14 protein-coding genes are annotated in these 18,293 nt (G+C 60.2%); 6 read left to right on the top strand and 8 right to left on the bottom strand.

The window, feature by feature from the left end; genetic code table 11:
• Positions 1-18: 18 nt before the first annotated feature.
• From mgtA to aat, 5 genes are all read right to left on the bottom strand, one after another.
• Positions 19-2,733 carry a magnesium-translocating P-type ATPase gene (gene mgtA, locus AB3G35_RS10715; RefSeq protein WP_369782643.1) on the bottom strand — a complete coding sequence of 905 codons (2,715 nt, stop codon included), beginning with the start codon at positions 2,731-2,733 and terminating at the stop codon, positions 19-21.
• 227 nt (positions 2,734-2,960) lie between these two features.
• Positions 2,961-3,200, bottom strand: a complete 240-nt coding sequence (locus tag AB3G35_RS10720) for a hypothetical protein (RefSeq protein WP_369782644.1) — start codon at positions 3,198-3,200, stop codon at positions 2,961-2,963.
• A 572-nt stretch (positions 3,201-3,772) separates the two neighbouring features.
• Complete coding sequence (infA, locus tag AB3G35_RS10725) at positions 3,773-3,991, bottom strand: translation initiation factor IF-1 (protein WP_002553999.1); 219 nt, start codon at positions 3,989-3,991, stop codon at positions 3,773-3,775.
• Positions 3,992-4,089: 98 nt separating this feature from the next.
• Positions 4,090-4,797 carry an arginyltransferase gene (locus AB3G35_RS10730; protein ID WP_016780216.1) on the bottom strand — a complete coding sequence of 236 codons (708 nt, stop codon included), beginning with the start codon at positions 4,795-4,797 and terminating at the stop codon, positions 4,090-4,092.
• 57 nt (positions 4,798-4,854) lie between these two features.
• Entirely contained in the window at positions 4,855-5,532 is a 678-nt protein-coding gene (aat, locus tag AB3G35_RS10735) for a leucyl/phenylalanyl-tRNA--protein transferase (protein WP_369782645.1), read from the bottom strand.
• A 368-nt stretch (positions 5,533-5,900) separates the two neighbouring features.
• Between aat and ftsK the strand changes: the two genes are divergently transcribed.
• Genes ftsK through cysG form a run of 6 tightly spaced genes read left to right on the top strand, consistent with a single transcriptional unit; the run spans position 5,901 to position 13,379 of the window.
• A complete protein-coding gene (gene ftsK, locus AB3G35_RS10740; RefSeq protein ID WP_029611327.1) occupies positions 5,901-8,303 on the top strand; it encodes a DNA translocase FtsK in 2,403 nt (800 codons plus the stop codon).
• A 38-nt stretch (positions 8,304-8,341) separates the two neighbouring features.
• A complete protein-coding gene (gene lolA / locus AB3G35_RS10745; protein WP_016780219.1) occupies positions 8,342-8,962 on the top strand; it encodes an outer membrane lipoprotein chaperone LolA in 621 nt (206 codons plus the stop codon).
• Between the two features lie 28 nt (positions 8,963-8,990).
• Positions 8,991-10,316 carry a replication-associated recombination protein A gene (locus AB3G35_RS10750; protein WP_016780220.1) on the top strand — a complete coding sequence of 442 codons (1,326 nt, stop codon included), beginning with the start codon at positions 8,991-8,993 and terminating at the stop codon, positions 10,314-10,316.
• Positions 10,313-10,687 carry a fluoride efflux transporter CrcB gene (gene crcB, locus AB3G35_RS10755; RefSeq protein ID WP_016780221.1) on the top strand — a complete coding sequence of 125 codons (375 nt, stop codon included), beginning with the start codon at positions 10,313-10,315 and terminating at the stop codon, positions 10,685-10,687. The genes AB3G35_RS10750 and crcB overlap by 4 nt, the downstream gene beginning before the upstream one ends.
• Positions 10,688-10,703: 16 nt before the next feature.
• A complete protein-coding gene (gene serS / locus AB3G35_RS10760) occupies positions 10,704-11,984 on the top strand; it encodes a serine--tRNA ligase (RefSeq protein WP_134050428.1) in 1,281 nt (426 codons plus the stop codon).
• Positions 11,985-13,379 (top strand): siroheme synthase CysG, encoded by a 1,395-nt coding sequence (gene cysG, locus AB3G35_RS10765; protein WP_016780222.1) that lies wholly within the window; start codon positions 11,985-11,987, stop codon positions 13,377-13,379. It abuts the gene before it with no gap.
• 132 nt (positions 13,380-13,511) lie between these two features.
• Here cysG and AB3G35_RS10770 read toward each other — a convergent pair whose 3' ends face one another.
• The 3 genes from AB3G35_RS10770 to AB3G35_RS10780 are packed head-to-tail and all read right to left on the bottom strand — an operon-like array spanning position 13,512 to position 18,244.
• A complete protein-coding gene (locus AB3G35_RS10770; protein WP_369782646.1) occupies positions 13,512-14,699 on the bottom strand; it encodes an osmoprotectant NAGGN system M42 family peptidase in 1,188 nt (395 codons plus the stop codon).
• A 23-nt stretch (positions 14,700-14,722) separates the two neighbouring features.
• Positions 14,723-16,468, bottom strand: coding sequence for an N-acetylglutaminylglutamine synthetase (gene ngg, locus AB3G35_RS10775; protein WP_016780224.1), 1,746 nt, complete (start codon positions 16,466-16,468; stop codon positions 14,723-14,725).
• A 3-nt stretch (positions 16,469-16,471) separates the two neighbouring features.
• Positions 16,472-18,244, bottom strand: coding sequence for an N-acetylglutaminylglutamine amidotransferase (locus tag AB3G35_RS10780; RefSeq protein ID WP_086796186.1), 1,773 nt, complete (start codon positions 18,242-18,244; stop codon positions 16,472-16,474).
• Between the last annotated feature and the right edge of the window lie 49 nt (positions 18,245-18,293).

Consider the following 18,293-nt stretch of genomic DNA (forward strand, 5'->3'; position numbering starts at 1 on the left):
CGGCCCCACAGCTTTAGATCAGTACCACTGCTTGAAGCGGCGGATGTAGATCGTTTTCATCAGTTGCGCTACGCAGCAGTAGCTGAACAGGGTGGCCACCAGCCAAGGGAAGTACGACAGCGGCAGCGGCTCCAGGCCCACCATCGTGCCCAGTGGCGAGAACGGTACGTAGATCCCCAGCACAATCACGATGATGGTCATCATGGTCACCGGCCATGCTGCCGTGCTCTGGAAGAACGGGATCTTGCGGGTACGCAGCATATGGACCACCAGGGTTTGCGACAGCAGCCCCTCGATAAACCAGCCGGACTGGAACAGGGTCTGCATTTCCACGCTGTTGGCCGAGAACACGTACCACATCAGGGCGAAGGTGGTGATGTCGAAGATCGACGAAGTCGGACCGATCCAGATCATGAAACGGCCTATATTTTTGGCGTCCCACTTGCGCGGTTTTTGCAGGTATTCCCGGTCCATCTTGTCCCACGGCAAGGCCAGCTGGGAGATGTCGTACATCAGGTTTTGCAGCAGCAGGTGAATCGACAGCATCGGCAGAAAAGGAATAAAGGCACTGGCCACCAGTACCGAGAACACGTTGCCGAAGTTGGAGCTGGCGGTCATGTTCAGATACTTCATGATATTACCGAAGGTCTCACGGCCTTTGAGCACGCCTTCCTCCAGCACCATCAGGCTTTTCTCCAGGAGGATGATGTCGGCTGATTCCTTGGCGATATCCGTACCGCTGTCTACCGAAATACCGACATCGGCGTCACGCAGGGCCGGGGCGTCGTTGATGCCGTCGCCGAGAAAGCCGACAGTATGGCCATTGGCTTGCAGGGCTTTCAGTACCCGGGACTTCTGCAGCGGGGTGAGCTTGGCAAATACCGTGCGTTGCTCAACCTCCAATTGCAGTGTGGCGTCGTCCATGCTCTCGATCTGCGGGCCGAGCAGCGGTGTGCCCGGCTCCAGGCCGACCTGGCGGCAAATCTTGCTGGTGACCACGGCGTTGTCGCCGGTCAGCACCTTGACTGCTACCCCGATATCTTGAAGGGCGGCAATCGCCGGGCCAGCGGTTTCCTTTGGCGGATCGAGGAAGGTAAGCAGGCCGCGGATCACCAGGTCGTGCTCGTCAGCCGTGTTGTATTGCTTTTGTGCCTGGGCCTTGGGGATGTCCCGGGTGGCGACCAGCAACACGCGGAAGCCGTCTTCGTTGTATTCGGTGGCCAGGGCCAGCAGTTGTTCGCGGCGCGCCGGGTCCAGCGCCACGGGAGTGTCGCCTTCCATTATGTGGGTGGCGATACCGAGCATTTCTTCCACGGCGCCCTTGCACACCAGCAAGTGGTCGCCACGGCTGTCCTTGACGATGATCGACAAGCGCCGACGCACGAAATCAAAGGGCAGTTCATCGACCTTGCTGTAGTTGAGCGGTGCGCTGAACTTTGCGTCCTGCCGGGCGAACTGCACCACGGCCTGGTCCATCAGGTTGCGAATGCCGCTTTGGTGATGGCTGTTGAGCCAGGCCAGGGCCAGTACCGATTCATCACGTTTGCCGCTGGCGTCGACATGGTGCTCAAGGATGATGTGATCCTGGGTCAGGGTGCCGGTTTTGTCCGTGCACAGCACGTCCATCGAGCCCAGGTTCTGGATGGCATTGAGGCGCTTGACCACCACTTTGCGCTTGGCCATGGCGGTTGCGCCCTTGGCCAGGTTGGCGCTGACAATCATTGGCAGCATTTCCGGGGTCAGGCCGACCGCCACCGCCAGGGCAAACAGGAAGGCGTCACCCCAGTCGCCCTTGGAAAAGCCGTTGAGGAAGAACACGATCGGCACCATGACCAGCATAAAGCGGATCAGTAGCCAGCTGACGCTGTTGACTCCGCGGTCGAATGCGGTTTGCGTGCGCGAACCGACGATAGCCTTGGCCAGCGAGCCGAAATAGGTGCGTGGCCCGGTGGCCACCACCACGGCGCGCGCTGTGCCGCTGACCACGTTGGTGCCCATAAAGCAGATATTGGGCAGGTCCAGCAGGTTGCTCTGGTCGGCGCCGGTGCTGGAGGCGGATTTTTGCGTGACATCGCCCAGGGTGTCGTACTTCTCTACGGGCAAGGCTTCGCCGGTGAGCACGGCCTGGCTGATAAACAGGTCGCGGGATTCGATCAGGCGAATATCCGCCGGGATCATGTCGCCGGCCGACAGTTGCACGATATCCCCCGCCACCAGTTCACGCATCGGCACTTCATGCACCGAGGTGCGGGTGCCGCTGTTGTCGCGCCGCACCACGGTCGCGGTAGTGCGGACCATGGCCTTGAGTGCTTCGGCGGACTTGGCCGAGCGGTGCTCCTGCCAGAAGCGCAGCAGGCTGCTGAGGCCGACCATCAAGCCAATGATGATGACTTTGGTCAGATCGCCTTCTTCGCCGTCCCGTTCCGGCAGCCAGTAGTCAGTGAAAAAACTGATCACGCCCAGGGTCAGCAACACATAGATAAACGGATTGTGCAGGGCCAGCATGAATTGCACGAAGGCATGAGGCGGCTTGTCATGGGCCACTTCGTTGTAGCCCTCGGTCTGCAGGCGCTCGGCGGCTTGCTCTTCGGTCAGGCCGGCAGTGGTGGCGCGTACATTGGCCAGAGTGGCCGAAAGGCCGTTCTGTGCTTCCCGAGCGGCACGCATGGACAGTTTGTTGCTGTCGCTGGTGCTGTTCTTGTCCCGAACTTTAGTGTTTTTTACGGCGCTCATAATGAGTACTCCTGTCGCCAACTCTTGACCGGGCATATATTGAATTGCCTTTTAAAAGGCGAGCCAATGTATGCCGAGTCGCAAACTTCGCAATCGGTTTAATTGAAGTGTTAAGTGCGCTTAAAGTCCCGCTGCTGCTAATTAATTAACAGGCACGCAGCGGGCAGCTACTGGCTTCTTCCATAAGGAGCTCCAGTTGATTGGCAGGTTTATTTAAAAGTTGAAAATCAGTGCAAGAACCGACTCTGCGGGTCCTGGGAGTCGGCCATGCTCCAGCGCTGCTCCAGTTGGCCGGTGGCAGGGCTGACGCGCCAATGCACCTGGCGATGCGCTGGTTTAACGTCGAAAGCGGGGGTGTGGAAGGGCGATTTTAGCGCGCGAACGTAAGTGGGCTCGCGGGAAAGTTTGACGCGCATGCTCGAGGCAAAGGCGCGGACGCCGGGTAGTGCATGGGATTTAAAGGTCATAACACACCTCGTGACCGGACAGCTGCCGGTGAGGTCGTTACGTTGGAGCGTCAGGCTCTAGCGCAGTTGACCTCGCCGTGCAGGCGAGTCCCGTCAATGTTTGGGTTTGGTGTCCGGAGCGCCGTATTTACGGTGACCGGACAGCGACTAGATACTGTGTCCATTGGCTTCTTTTGTGAAGTTTATAGGCGGCCTGAATGACCGACCTGTGCAATCTACTCAGGTGGCGGTGGTGCGTCAACTTTAAAGCCCGGTAAGTGTGTCTGGTACAGCAAGGGTTCAGGAAGTTTGGAAGTTGTTGGTGTGGTTCGCTGGGTAGGTACTTAATATGACAGGAAAGTTACAGGTATAGAAGTTTGAAGTGCGCAGCACTCATTGTTGGTGCGGGATATTCGCCTGGTTACACACACCTTGTGGGAGCGGGCTTGCTCGCGATGGCAGCGCTGCGGTTAAGCAGGAATATCGCGCCGCTTGCATCGCGAGCAAGCCCGCTCCCACAGGTCCTGGGTATAGACTCAAATCGCGGGCAAACAAAAACGCCCGGCAGAGCCGGGCGTTTTGTATTGACTTGCTTAGCGAGCGCGGTAAGTGATGCGCCCTTTGCTCAAGTCATAGGGCGTCAGCTCGACGCGCACTTTGTCACCGGTAAGAATACGAATGTAGTTCTTGCGCATCTTGCCGGAGATATGCGCGGTTACGACGTGCCCATTTTCCAACTCCACACGAAACATGGTGTTGGGCAGGGTGTCGACGACAGTGCCTTCCATTTCGAAGCTGTCTTCTTTCGACATGCAGTAAAGCCCTCGGTGTCCAATGAATGGCCCGGTGCAACTGCGCCAGGCAAAAGCGGCGTGCATTGTGCCCGAAAAATGGGGGTTAAGCCAAGGGTTCAATCAAGAGAGCTCCATCTCTGGTTGATTAATAGCTCAATGGGCCGATATTCGGTCTTGTAATTCATCTTTTTGCAGTTCTTGATCCAGTACCCCAGGTACAGCGCATCCAGCCCCAGGCGCCGGGCTTCGGCAATTTGCCATAGGATCCCGTAGCGGCCCAGGCTGCGCCGCTCCTCGTCGGGATCGTAGAAGGTGTACACCGCCGACAGGCCGTTGGGCAGCACGTCCGTGACCGCCACTGCCATTAAACGGCCATCGAGGCGGAACTCGTAGAACCTGGAAAACGCCAGGTCGCGCACCAGGAAGGTCGAAAATTGATCCCGGCTGGGCGGGTACATGTCGCCATCGGCATGGCGCTGTTCGATATAACGCTGGTAAAGATCGAAGTTCTCTTCGCTGAACGCCGGTTTTACCGCCTGTACCTGCAAGTCGGCATTGCGCTTGAAAATGCGTTTTTGCTGACGATTTGGCAGGAAGCGGGCTACAGGGATGCGCGCCGGGGTGCAGGCATCGCACTTCAGGCAGTGCGGGCGATAGAGATGGTCGCCACTGCGCCGGAAGCCCATCTCGGACAAGTCGGCATAAACCTGCACATCCATCGGCTGACTGGGGTCGAGGAACAGCGTGGTGGCCTGTTCGTCAGGCAAGTAGCTGCAAGCGTGAGGTTGAGTGGCATAAAACTTCAAACGCGCCAACTCGGTCATGATGAGCCCTCGGGAAATCTTTAAATTAAGTGTAAGCCAGAGCGCAAAAGTCGCCTACTAAACCCACTGTGCAGTTGTGGGCAGGTCCAGATGTTTTTGCAGATAGTCGGCAAACAGCTGACGCGGGATTGAACGCGCGCCCAGGCTTTGCAGGTGGTCGGTGGGCATCTGGCAATCAATCAGCACAAATCCCCAGGCTTGCAACTGCCTGACCAGGGTGGCAAAGCCGAATTTGGAGGCATTGTCGGCACGACTGAACATGGACTCGCCAAAAAACAGCTGGCCCATCGCCAGGCCATACAGGCCGCCCACCAGCTCGCCTTTGTCCCACACTTCTACCGAATGGGCATGGCCGCGGGCATGCAGTTCGATATAGGCGTCTTGCATGTCGTCGGTAATCCAGGTGCCGTCTGCATAGTCTCGGGGTGCGGCACAGGCCTGGATTACGGCGGCAAAATCGCGGTCAAAACTCACCTGATAGCGTTGCTTGCGCAGCAGTTTGCCCAGGCTGCGTGACACATGCAGCTCTTCAGGGAACAGTACCGTACGCGGATCAGGTGACCACCAGAGGATCGGCTGGCCTTCGCTGAACCACGGAAAACAGCCATGGCGATAGGCCTGGATCAGCCGGTCGGCAGACAGGTCACCCCCGGCCGCCAACAGGCCGTTGGGCTCGCGCATGGCTTTGGCCAGTGGCGGAAATGTCAGGGTGTCGCGTTTTAACCAGGTCAGCATGGCATTGAGTCTTACCGAAGAAGGGGAGGCGGCTGCAACTCTGTCACGCAAGTGCGGTCTCAGTCGATCTGCCAGTTAAATACAAGCCCGGTTTTGCAGCTGGTATAAGTCTTTGTCACAAAAGGTAATACATGCTCAAATTGGCGCATTCTGGGCTGTCACGGCCAGCATGGCGTCGACGGCTCAAACCCGTACAATGGCCTGCCTGTATGAGCTGATCTAAACTGCTCCACGTTGCAGCACGCAATAATACAGGGCAGGGTTCATTTCACGTCCGAACTTGTCGCCTGCTCGTCATGAGCAGTATTTTGCAGTCACATTAGTCAATTAATAGTTGGGCGCGCCACAGGCGCAGGAAAAGACCCGTTTTGAAGAAATCCACAGCAGCACCCAAAGCAGTTCCTCTCTGGCGTCAGCAATTGCACTACCGGCTCAAGGAAGGTGCATTGATCGCTATCGGCGCCCTGTGCCTGTTCCTGATCATGGCCTTGCTGACCTACGGCAAGGACGACCCCGGCTGGAGCCATAACAGCCGTGTGGTGGATGTGCAGAACTTCGGCGGGCCAGCCGGCTCCTACAGTGCTGACATCCTGTTTATGGTGCTGGGTTACTTTGCCTATATTTTCCCGCTGCTGCTGGCGGTCAAGGCGTACCAGATCTTTCGCGAGCGGCATCAGCCCTGGCAGTGGAGCGGCTGGCTGTTTTCGTGGCGGCTGGTGGGCCTGATCTTCCTGGTGATCTCGGGCGCCGCCCTGGCCCATATCCATTTCCATTCTGCCTCGGGCCTGCCGGCGGGGGCGGGAGGGGCGCTAGGCGAAAGCCTGGGCGACCTGGCCAGGAATGCACTGAACATCCAGGGCAGTACCCTGTTGCTGATCGCGCTGTTCCTGTTTGGCCTGACGGTGTTCACTGACCTGTCATGGTTCAAGGTCATGGACGTGACGGGCAAGATCACCCTCGACCTGTTCGAGCTGATCCAGGGCGCGGCCAACCGCTGGTGGGCCGAACGCAACGAGCGCAAGCAGTTGCAGGCCAAGCTGCGCGAAGTGGATGCCCGGGTCAATGAAGTGGTCGCGCCAAGCGTTCCCGACAAGCGTGAGCAGGCCAAGGCCAAGGAACGTCTGATCGAGCGCGAGCAGGCGTTGAGCAAGCACATGTCCGAGCGTGAAAAACACGTGCCGGCAGTGATTGCCCCGGCACCGCCCAAGGCGCCCGAGCCAAGCAAGCGTGTGCAAAAAGAGAAACAGGCGCCGTTGTTTGTGGACAGCGCCGTTGAAGGCACCTTGCCGCCAATCTCGATTCTGGACCCGGCCGAGAAAAAACAACTCAATTACTCCCCTGAATCCCTGGCAGCCGTTGGCCATTTGCTGGAAATCAAGCTCAAGGAATTCGGCGTTGAGGTGACGGTGGACTCGATCCACCCGGGCCCGGTCATTACCCGTTATGAAATTCAACCTGCTGCCGGGGTAAAGGTCAGCCGCATTGCCAACCTGGCCAAGGACCTGGCGCGTTCGCTGGCCGTGACCAGCGTGCGGGTGGTTGAGGTTATCCCGGGTAAAACCACGGTCGGTATCGAGATTCCCAACGAAGACCGCCAGATCGTGCGCTTCTCCGAAGTGTTGTCGACCCCTGAGTACGACAACGCCAAGTCGCCGGTAGCCCTGGCCCTGGGCCATGATATCGGCGGTCGCCCGGTGATCACTGACCTGGCAAAAATGCCGCACTTGCTGGTAGCCGGTACCACCGGTTCCGGTAAATCTGTGGGCGTTAACGCCATGATCCTGTCGATTTTGTTCAAGTCTGGCCCGGAAGACGCCAAACTGATCATGATCGACCCGAAAATGCTTGAACTGTCGATCTACGAAGGCATTCCGCACCTGCTGTGCCCGGTGGTCACCGACATGAAGGACGCCGCCAACGCCCTGCGCTGGAGCGTTGCCGAGATGGAGCGCCGCTACAAGCTGATGGCCAAGATGGGCGTGCGCAACCTTGCCGGTTTCAACCAGAAGGTCAAGGACGCCCAGGACGCCGGCGAACCGCTGGTCGACCCGTTGTACAAGCGCGAAAGCATTCACGACGAAGCGCCGCTGCTGGTGAAGTTGCCCACCATCGTGGTGGTGGTCGACGAATTTGCCGACATGATGATGATCGTCGGCAAGAAGGTTGAAGAACTGATCGCCCGTATCGCCCAGAAGGCGCGGGCAGCGGGCATCCACTTGATCCTCGCGACCCAGCGCCCGTCGGTGGACGTGATCACCGGCCTGATCAAGGCCAACATCCCCACCCGCATGGCGTTCCAGGTATCGAGCAAGATCGACTCGCGCACCATCATCGACCAGGGTGGCGCCGAGCAACTGTTGGGCCACGGTGACATGCTCTACATGCCGCCCGGCACCAGCCTGCCGATCCGGGTTCACGGCGCGTTTGTGTCCGACGATGAAGTTCACCGCGTGGTTGAAGCCTGGAAACTGCGCGGCGCTCCGGACTACAACGAGGATATCCTCAACGGTGTTGAAGAGGCGGGTAGCGGCTTTGAAGGCGGTGGCAGCGAAGGCGGCGACGACCCGGAAACCGATGCCCTGTATGACGAAGCTGTACAGTTTGTGCTTGAAAGCCGTCGTGCCTCGATTTCTGCGGTACAACGCAAATTGAAGATCGGTTACAACCGCGCTGCGCGAATGATTGAATCCATGGAAATGGCCGGGGTCGTAACCTCGATGAACACTAACGGCTCGCGCGAAGTATTGGCGCCGGCCCCGATGCGCGATTGAGCTGCCCCAGGGCTGCTAACTAATCAATGAGGATGTCCATGCGTTTTGTCAGCATGCTGTTGCTACCGGTACTGGCTTTTTCTTCGCTGTCGGCCCATGCCGACGCCGAGAGTGTGAAACGTCTTGGCCAACTGTTGGGCTCTGATACCATCACCGCCCGTTTTTCCCAGCTGACCCTCGATGGCAGCGGCACCCAGTTGCAGGAAACTGCCGGTGACATGTCGGTCAAGCGGCCGGGGCTGTTTTACTGGCACACCGACGCTCCCCAGGAGCAACTGATGGTCTCCGATGGCCAGAAAGTCTCGCTGTGGGACCCGGACCTGGAGCAGGTCACGATCAAGAAGCTGGATCAGCGCCTGACCCAGACCCCGGCCCTGCTGTTGTCGGGTGATGTGTCGAAAATCAGCGAAAGTTTCGACATCACCTCCAAACAGGCCGGTGACGTAATGGACTTCACCCTAAAGCCCAAGACCAAGGACACGTTGTTCGATTCCCTGCGCCTGTCCTTTCGTGGTGGCAAGATCAACGACATGCAGTTGATCGACAGCGTGGGCCAGCGCACCAACATCCTGTTCACCGGGGTCAAGGTCAACGAGCCGATCCCGGCTTCCAAGTTCAAGTTCGATATCCCGAAAGGGGCTGATGTCATCCAGGAATAAGCCCTGGAAGAGGTTTTAAACGCTGCCCATGGATCTGTTTCGAAGTGCCCCGATAGCCCAACCGCTGGCTGCGCGTTTGCGTGCGGCCAACCTGGACGAGTACGTTGGCCAGCAACACTTGCTCGCCCGCGGCAAGCCCTTGCGTGAGGCGTTGGAGCAGGGCGCGCTGCATTCGATGATCTTCTGGGGCCCGCCGGGCGTGGGCAAGACCACCCTGGCGCGGTTGCTGGCGGAAGTCTCGGATGCGCATTTCGAAACCGTCTCGGCAGTCCTGGCCGGGGTCAAGGAGATCCGCCAGGCCGTCGAAATCGCCAAGCAGCAGGCGGGCCAGTATGGCCGGCGCACCATCCTGTTTGTCGACGAAGTGCATCGCTTCAACAAGTCGCAGCAGGATGCGTTCCTGCCCTATGTGGAAGATGGCACCCTGATCTTTATCGGTGCCACTACCGAAAACCCCTCGTTTGAACTGAACAACGCCTTGCTGTCGCGTGCACGGGTCTATGTGCTCAAAAGCCTCGATGAAGCGGCGTTGCGCAAGCTGGTGCAGCGGGCGCTAACCGAGGACAAGGGCCTGGGCAAGCGCGGCCTGACCCTCAGCGATGAAGGTTTCCAGATTTTGCTGCGGGCCACTGACGGCGATGGCCGGCGCATGCTCAACCTGCTGGAAAACGCCTCGGACCTGGCCGAAGACCACAGCGAAATCGGCACCGACCTGCTGCACAACCTGCTGGGCGATACCCAGCGCCGTTTCGACAAGGGCGGCGAAGCCTTTTATGACCAGATTTCGGCGTTGCACAAGTCAGTACGCGGCTCCAACCCTGACGGTGCCCTGTACTGGTTTGCGCGCATGATCGACGGCGGTTGCGACCCGCTCTATATCGCCCGGCGCGTGGTGCGCATGGCCAGTGAAGACATCGGCAACGCCGACCCGCGAGCCCTGAGCCTGTGCCTGTCGGCCTGGGACGTGCAAGAGCGGCTCGGCAGCCCGGAAGGCGAGCTGGCGGTGGCCCAGGCTATCACCTACCTGGCCTGCGCGCCGAAAAGCAACGCCGTGTATATGGGGTTCAAGGCTGCACTGCGCAGTGCCGCCGAATATGGCTCGCTGGAAGTGCCGCTGCATTTGCGCAACGCGCCGACCAAGCTGATGAAGCAACTGGGCTATGGCGATGAGTATCGCTATGCCCATGATGAGCCGGATGCCTACGCCGCAGGCGAAGACTACTACCCGGACGAACTGGAGCCCTTGAACCTGTACCAGCCTGTTCCTCGCGGGCTGGAGTTGAAAATCGGCGAGAAGCTCAAGCATCTCGCTGCACTCGACCGGGCCAGCCCCAAACAACGGAGAAAACCGTGATTCCATTGGTAGTAGCCGTCTCGGTTGGCGGCATTACAGGTACATTGTTGCGCTTCGCTACAGGTAACTGGATCAACGCCAATTGGCCGCGGCACTTTTATACCGCGACATTGGCCGTTAATATCGTGGGCTGCCTGTTGATAGGCCTCCTTTACGGACTTTTTCTGATTCGCCCGGAAGTACCGATTGAAGTCCGCGCCGGGCTGATGGTCGGTTTCCTGGGTGGCTTGACCACTTTTTCATCCTTTTCACTGGATACGGTGCGCCTGCTGGAAAGCGGGCAAGTGCCACTGGCACTGGGCTATGCGGCCCTCAGCGTATTCGGCGGGCTGCTCGCAACCTGGGCTGGCCTGTCCCTGACCAAACTTTGATAAACGAGAAACCGACATGCTCGATTCCAAACTGTTACGTAGCAACCTGCAGGACGTAGCGGATCGCCTGGCATCCCGTGGCTTCACGCTGGACGTGGCGCGCATCGACGCGCTGGAAGCCAAGCGTAAAGAAGTCCAGACCCTGACCGAGAAGTTGCAGGCCGAGCGCAATGCCATCTCCAAAAGCATTGGTCAGGCCAAGGCACGCGGTGAAGACATCGCGCCACTGATGGCCAGTGTTGAAACCATGGGCAGCGACCTGGCCAATGGCAAGGCCGAGCTGGACGTGATCCAGACCGAGCTGGACGCCATCCTGCTGGGCCTGCCCAACCTGCCGGACGCTTCCGTGCCGGTAGGCGCTGACGAAGACGGCAACGTCGAAATCCGTCGCTGGGGCACGCCGACTGCCTTCGATTTTGAAATCAAGGACCACGTCGCCCTCGGCGAGCAGCATGGCTGGCTGGACTTTGAAACCGCCGCCAAGCTCTCCGGTGCCCGCTTTGCCCTGCTGCGCGGCCCGATTGCCCGCCTGCATCGCGCCTTGGCCCAGTTCATGATCAACCTGCATACCGGCGAGCACGGCTACGAAGAGGCCTACACGCCTTATCTGGTTCAGGCCCCGGCGCTGCAAGGCACTGGCCAGTTGCCGAAGTTCGAAGAAGAACTGTTCAAGATCAGCCGTGAAGGCGAAGCCGATTTCTACCTGATCCCGACGGCTGAAGTGACCTTGACCAACATCGTGGCTGGCGAAATCGTCGAGCACAAAGCCCTGCCGATCAAGCTGGTGGCGCACACCCCGTGCTTCCGCAGCGAGGCAGGTGCATCGGGTCGCGATACCCGCGGCATGATCCGCCAGCACCAGTTCGACAAGGTTGAAATGGTCCAGATCGTTGAACCGTCTACCTCGATGGACGCGCTGGAAGGCCTGGTCGGCAATGCCGAAAAAGTCCTGCAACTGCTGGAGCTGCCTTACCGCACCTTGGCGCTGTGCACCGGCGACATGGGTTTCAGCGCGGTCAAGACCTACGATCTGGAAGTGTGGGTTCCAAGCCAGGACAAATACCGCGAGATTTCGTCGTGCTCCAACTGCGGTGATTTCCAGGCCCGTCGCATGCAGGCGCGTTTCCGTAACCCGGAAACCAACAAGCCTGAGCTGGTGCACACCCTCAACGGTTCCGGTCTGGCTGTAGGCCGTACCCTGGTCGCCGTGCTGGAAAACTACCAGCAGGCTGACGGTTCGATCCGTGTGCCTGACGTACTCAAGCCTTACATGGGCGGCATTGAGGTCATCGGCTAAATGGAGTTTCTGCCGCTGTTTCATAACCTGCGTGGCAGCCGTGTACTGGTGGTTGGCGGCGGGGAGATTGCCTTGCGCAAGTCTCGCCTGCTGGCCGATGCCGGTGCGGTGCTGCGGGTGGTCGCACCCGCCATGGAGCCACAGTTGTGCGAGTTGATAAACAGCAGCGGTGGCGAACAGGTGCTGCGCGGTTATGTCGAGGCCGACCTTGAAGGTTGCGTCCTGATCATCGCCGCCACCGACGATGAGCCACTCAACGCCCAGGTCTCTGCCGATGCCCACCGCCGCTGCGTGCCGGTCAATGTGGTGGATGCTCCTGCCTTGTGCAGCGTGATCTTCCCCGCGATTGTCGACCGTTCGCCCTTGGTGATCGCCATCTCCAGTGGCGGCGATGCGCCAGTGCTGGCGCGGTTGATCCGCGCCAAGATCGAAACCTGGATTCCTTCGACCTATGGTCAGTTGGCGGGCCTCGCAGCGCGTTTCCGTGCCCGGGTCAAGGGTCTGTTTCCTGATGTGCAGCAGCGTCGCGGGTTTTGGGAAGATGTGTTTCAAGGCCCGATTGCCGATCGCCTGCTGGCCGGGCAGGCTGCTGAAGCCGAGCGTTTGCTGGTGGCCAAGATTGAGGGCAAGGCAGCGCTGACCACCGGTGAGGTGTATCTGGTGGGTGCCGGGCCGGGCGATCCTGACTTGCTCACGTTCCGTGCGCTGCGCTTGATGCAGCAAGCGGACGTGGTGCTGTACGACCGCCTGGTGGCGCCGGCGATTCTTGAACTGTGCCGTCGCGATGCCGAGCGGATTTATGTCGGCAAGCGTCGCGCTGACCATGCCGTGCCGCAGGATCAGATCAACCAGCAACTGGTGGATCTGGCCAAACAGGGCAAGCGCGTGGTGCGGCTCAAGGGTGGCGATCCGTTTATCTTTGGCCGTGGCGGTGAAGAAATCGAAGAGCTGGCGGCCCACGGGATTCCGTTCCAGGTAGTGCCGGGCATTACCGCAGCCAGTGGTTGCGCGGCCTATGCCGGGATTCCGCTGACCCATCGTGACTACGCGCAGTCTGTGCGCTTTGTTACCGGGCATCTGAAGGACGGTACCAGCAACCTGCCCTGGAACGATCTGGTTGCGCCAGCGCAAACCCTGGTGTTCTACATGGGCCTGGTGGGTTTGCCGATCATCTGCGAACAGTTGATCAAGCATGGTCGTTCGGCGGATACCCCGGCGGCCTTGATTCAGCAGGGTACTACGTCCAACCAGCGCGTGTTTACCGGCACTCTGGCCGATTTGCCTACCCTGGTGGCGGAGCATGAAGTGCATGCGCCTACGCTGGTGATTGTGGGCGAAGTGGTTTTGCTGCGTGAGAAGCTGGCGTGGTTTGAAGGGGCTCAGGCGCAGGTCTGACGCTGCCCTCACCCCAACCCTCTCCCGGAGGGAGAGGGAGCTGATTTGTGGTGCTTTTGAAACCGCGTGCGGTCAGTCCCCTGGCCCTCTCCCCTTGGAAGAGGGTTAGGGTGAGGGGCTTTTGACCTTGTCTCAGCTCCGATTTTCCCCCACTAGACTCTCTACCGACGGCACTCGCGTGTCGCTTTCCATCTGCGCATCGTGCTCGATCTGATGGCTGAAGCGATCCAGTGAACCCTGCGCTGGCTGCGCATCGCTGGCAAAAACCGGCGGGCTGAGGATGTAAGCCCCCAGCAATCGGCTCAACGCCGCCAGGCTGTCGATATGGGTGCGCTCATACCCGTGGGTCGCATCGCAACCAAACGCCAGCAAGGCGCACCGAATATCATGCCCGGCAGTGACGGCCGAATGGGCATCGCTGAAGTAATAACGGAACATGTCCCGGCGCACCGGCAACTCATTTTCAGTGGCCAATCCCAGTAAATGCCGCGACAGGTGATAGTCATAGGGACCGCCCGAATCCTGCATCGCCACACTCACCGCATGTTCGCTTGAATGCTGGCCTGGTGCTACCGGCGCAATATCGATCCCGACAAACTCGCTCACATCCCACGGCAATGCTGCAGCCGCGCCGCTGCCGGTTTCTTCGGTGATGGTAAACAGTGGATGACAGTCGATAAGGGGCTGTTCGCCACTGTCGACAATGGCTTTCAGGGCCGCGAGCAGGGCCGCCACACCCGCCTTGTCATCAAGGTGCCGCGCGCTGATATGGCCACTTTCGGTAAATTCCGGCAGTGGGTCGAAGGCCACGAAATCACCGATATTGACCCCCAGCGAATCACAATCCGCGCGGGTGGCGCAGTAGGCATCCAGGCGCAACTCGATATGGTCCCAACTGATCGGCAGTTCATCCACGCCGGTATTGAAGGCGTGGCCAGAAGCCATTAATGGCAGGGCACTGCCGCGGATCACGCCGTTGTCGGTAAACAGGCTGACGCGGCTGCCTTCGGCAAACCGGCTCGACCAGCAACCGACAGGTGCCAACACCAGCCGGCCGTTGTCCTTGATCGCCCGCACGCTGGCGCCAATGGTGTCCAGGTGCGCGGACACGGCGCGGTCCGGGCTGTTTTTCTGGCCTTTGAGGGTGGCGCGCAAGGTGCCGCGGCGGGTCAGTTCAAAAGGGATCCCCAATTCGTCGAGGCGCTCGGCGACATAACGCACGATGGTGTCGGTAAAACCGGTGGGGCTGGGAATGGCGAGCATTTCCAGCAATACCCGTTGCAGGTAGTCGAGGTCGGGTTCAGGGAGGCTGCGGTTCATAAAAACTCCTGAGGGCCGGTCAGCTATTGAGCAGGCTGACTGTGGGGAAACAACAAATCGATAAAGCGCTCGGCGGTGGGCTGCGGCTCATGGTTGGCCAGCCCGGCGCGCTCGTTGGCTTCAATAAATACATAGTCGGGTTGGTCGGCGGCGGGCACCATCAGGTCGAGCCCCACTACCGGAATATCCAGGGCCCTGGCTGCGCGGATGGCGGCGTCGGCCAGCACCGGGTGCAGCACGGCGGTGACGTCCTCCAGGCAGCCGCCGGTATGCAGGTTGGCGGTGCGGCGCACGGTCAGCACCTGCCCGGCGGGCAGGATGCTGTCGTAGTCATAGCCTGCGGCCTGTACGGTACGCAGCGTTTCGGCGTCCAGCGGGATGCGGCTTTCGCCACCGGTGGCGGCCTGGCGCCGACGGCTTTGCGCCTCGATCAAGCGCTGGACGCGGTGCTGACCGTCACCTATGACTTGCGCGGGACGGCGAATGGCGGCAGCCACCACTTCAAAGCCGATCACCACGATGCGCAGGTCGAGGCCTTCGTGAAAACTTTCGAGCAGCACCCGGCTGTCGAACGCCCGCGCTGCCTCGATGGCCTGTTGCACCTGCTCGATGCTGTGCAGGTCCACCGCGACGCCATTGCCTTGTTCGCCATCCACCGGCTTGACCACCACCCGGCCGTGCTGCTCGACAAACGCCAGGTTGTCATCGGCATTGCCCGCCAGTTGCTGGGTCGGCACGTTCAGGCCTGCCTGGCTCAGCACCTTGTGGGTCAGGCACTTGTCCTGGCACAGGCTCATGCTGATGGCGCTGGTCAGGTCGCTGAGGGACTCGCGGCAACGAATCCGTCGCCCGCCGTGGCTAAGGGTGAACAGACCGGCGGCCGCGTCGTCAATCTGCACGTCGATGCCACGTTTATAGGCTTCTTCAACGAGGATGCTGGCATAGGGGTTAAGCCCGACCTCGGGGCCAGGCCCCAGAAACAGCGGCTGGTTGATGCCGTTCTTGCGCTTGATGGCAAAGGTCGACAGGGTGCGAAAGCCCAGTTTGGCGTAGAGGTTCTTGGCCTGGGCATTGTCATGCAGCACCGACAGGTCGAGATAGCTCAGGCCGCGGCTCATAAAGTGCTCGACCAGATGCCGTACCAGCACTTCACCCACTCCCGGGCGTGAACAGAGCGGGTCGACCGCCAGGCACCAGAGGCTGCTGCCGTTTTCAGGGTCGTTGAACGCGGTGTGATGGTTCAAGCCCATGACACTGCCGATCACCGCGCCGCTGTCCTCGTCTTCGGCCATCCAGTACACCGGGCCGCCCTCGTGGCGCGAGGTCAGCAGGGTCGGGTCGATGGGCAGCATGGAGCGTGACAGGTACAGGGTGTTGATCGCGCTCCAGTCCGCCTCGCTTTGTGCGCGGCGGATACGGAAGCCGCGAAACACGCGGGTGGCCTGGCGGTAATCGGTAAACCACAGGCGCAGTGTATCCGAGGGGTCGAGGAACAGTTGTTGCGGCGACTGCGCCAGCACCTGCTGGGGCGCGGCGACATACAGGGCAATATCGCGCTCGCCGGGCTGCTCGTTAAGCAGCTCTTCGGCCAGGGTGGCGGGGTCGGGAAAGGTATGCCCGATCAACAGTCGGCCCCAGCCGCAATGTACGGCCACGGGGCAGGCACTCAGTTCGCTGCCGTCTTCGGCAAAGCGGGCTTGCAGGCGCTCGTAAGAAGGCGTCTGGCCACGCAGTAAACGCTGGCTATAAGCCGTAGCGAGAGGTTTCATCGATCAGATTCCTTGTTCGCTCAGCCACAGGTTCAGGGCGGCCAGTTGCCACAGCTTGGAGCCGTTGAGGGGCGTCAGCTGGCTTTGCGGGTTGGTCAGCAACTGGTCAAGCATGGCTGGCTGGAACAGGCCGCGATCCTGGCTCGGGTCCAGCAGCAGGTCGCGCACCCAGTTGAGGGTGTTGCCCTGCAAGTGCTTGAGCCCCGGCACCGGGAAATAGCCTTTTTTGCGGTCGATGACTTCGCTGGGGATCACCAGCCGTGCGGCTTCCTTGAGTACCTGCTTGCCGCCGTCAGGCAATTTGAAGCGCGCCGGAATTCGCGCCGACAGCTCGGCCAGGCGGTAATCCAGAAACGGCGTGCGGGCTTCAAGGCCCCAGGCCATCGTCATGTTGTCCACTCGTTTGACCGGGTCATCCACCAGCATCACGGTGCTGTCCAGGCGCAGGGCCTTGTCCACCCCGGCCTGGGCTCCCGGCTGTGCGAAATGCTCACGCACAAAGTCGCCAGCAGCGTCATTGGCTGTTAGCCATTGTGGCTGGACCGTGGCCTTGTACTCGTCGTAACTGCGGTCGAAAAAGGCTTCGCGGTACGCGGCATAAGGATCGCTGGCGCCGTCCACTTGTGGGTACCAGTGATAGCCGGCAAACAGTTCGTCAGCACCCTGGCCGCTTTGCACCACCTTGCAATGCTTGGCGACCTCGCGGGACAGCAGGTAAAAGGCGATGCAGTCATGGCTGACCATCGGCTCGCTCATGGCGCGAAAGGCCGCAGGCAGTTGCTCGATGATCTCGTGTTCGCCAATGCGCAGTTGGTGATGGCGAGTGCCGTAATGCTTGGCGATCAAATCCGAATACTGGAATTCATCACCGCGCTCGCCGCCTGCGTCCTCAAAACCGATGGAAAAGGTCGACAGGTCCTGTACGCCAACATCCCGCAGCAAGCCCACAAGCAAGCTGGAATCGACACCGCCTGATAGCAGCACGCCGACATCCACCGCTGCACGCTGGCGGATGGCCACGGCTTCGCGGGTGCTGTCGAGCACGCGGTCGCGCCAGTCTTCCAGGGTCAGGTTGGCTTCATCGGCATGGGGGCCGTAGGGCAGGGTCCACCAGGTTTTCTGCTCGGTATGGCCATTGGCGTCGATGCGCAGCCAGGTGGCGGGCGGCAGTTTCTCAATGCCGGCAATCAGGGTGCGGGGGGCGGGCACCACGGCGTGAAAATTCAGGTAATGGTTGAGGGCCACCGGGTCGAGCATCGGGCTGATATCACCGCCCTTGAGCAGCGCGGGCAGGGTCGAGGCAAAGCGCAGGCGCTCGCCGGTGCGCGACAGGTACAGCGGTTTGACCCCCAGGCGATCACGGGCGATAAACAGGCGCTGGGCGTCGCGCTCCCAGATGGCGAAAGCAAACATGCCATTGAGCTTGGGCAGCAGCGCCTCGCCCCAGGCGTGATAGCCCTTGAGCAGCACTTCGGTATCGCCGTCGGAATAAAAGCTGTAACCCAGGGTTTCAAGCTCGGCCCGCAGCTCGGGGAAGTTATAGATCGCGCCGTTGAAGGCCAGGGACAATCCCAGCTGGCTGTCGACCATCGGCTGGGCCGAGCCGTCGGACAAATCCATGATTTTCAGGCGACGATGGCCAAGGGCAACCGGCCCCTGGCTGTGAAACCCCCAGGCATCGGGGCCACGAGGTGCAAGGTGGTGGGTGATGCGTTCGATGGCTGCCAGGTCGGCAGGGTGTTGATCAAAACGTAACTCGCCAGCTAATCCGCACATGGTGTGTAAATCCTTGGTATTTCTGCATGTGGTGCTACAGGGATGTGTC

Source organism: Pseudomonas sp. WC2401 (assembly GCF_041200115.1).
Lineage (GTDB): Bacteria > Pseudomonadota > Gammaproteobacteria > Pseudomonadales > Pseudomonadaceae > Aquipseudomonas > Aquipseudomonas fragi.

Excerpts from the sequence above, each read along its gene's own strand:
- mgtA (WP_369782643.1), bottom strand. The coding sequence starts at position 2,733 with ATGAGCGCCGTAAAAAACACTAAAGTTCGGGACAAGAACAGCACCAGC.
- AB3G35_RS10720 (WP_369782644.1), bottom strand. The coding sequence starts at position 3,200 with ATGACCTTTAAATCCCATGCACTACCCGGCGTCCGCGCCTTTGCCTCG.
- infA (WP_002553999.1), bottom strand. The coding sequence starts at position 3,991 with ATGTCGAAAGAAGACAGCTTCGAAATGGAAGGCACTGTCGTCGACACC.
- AB3G35_RS10730 (WP_016780216.1), bottom strand. The coding sequence starts at position 4,797 with ATGACCGAGTTGGCGCGTTTGAAGTTTTATGCCACTCAACCTCACGCT.
- aat (WP_369782645.1), bottom strand. The coding sequence starts at position 5,532 with ATGCTGACCTGGTTAAAACGCGACACCCTGACATTTCCGCCACTGGCC.
- lolA (WP_016780219.1), top strand. The coding sequence starts at position 8,342 with ATGCGTTTTGTCAGCATGCTGTTGCTACCGGTACTGGCTTTTTCTTCG.
- AB3G35_RS10750 (WP_016780220.1), top strand. The coding sequence starts at position 8,991 with ATGGATCTGTTTCGAAGTGCCCCGATAGCCCAACCGCTGGCTGCGCGT.
- serS (WP_134050428.1), top strand. The coding sequence starts at position 10,704 with ATGCTCGATTCCAAACTGTTACGTAGCAACCTGCAGGACGTAGCGGAT.
- cysG (WP_016780222.1), top strand. The coding sequence starts at position 11,985 with ATGGAGTTTCTGCCGCTGTTTCATAACCTGCGTGGCAGCCGTGTACTG.
- AB3G35_RS10770 (WP_369782646.1), bottom strand. The coding sequence starts at position 14,699 with ATGAACCGCAGCCTCCCTGAACCCGACCTCGACTACCTGCAACGGGTA.
- ngg (WP_016780224.1), bottom strand. The coding sequence starts at position 16,468 with ATGAAACCTCTCGCTACGGCTTATAGCCAGCGTTTACTGCGTGGCCAG.
- AB3G35_RS10780 (WP_086796186.1), bottom strand. The coding sequence starts at position 18,244 with ATGTGCGGATTAGCTGGCGAGTTACGTTTTGATCAACACCCTGCCGAC.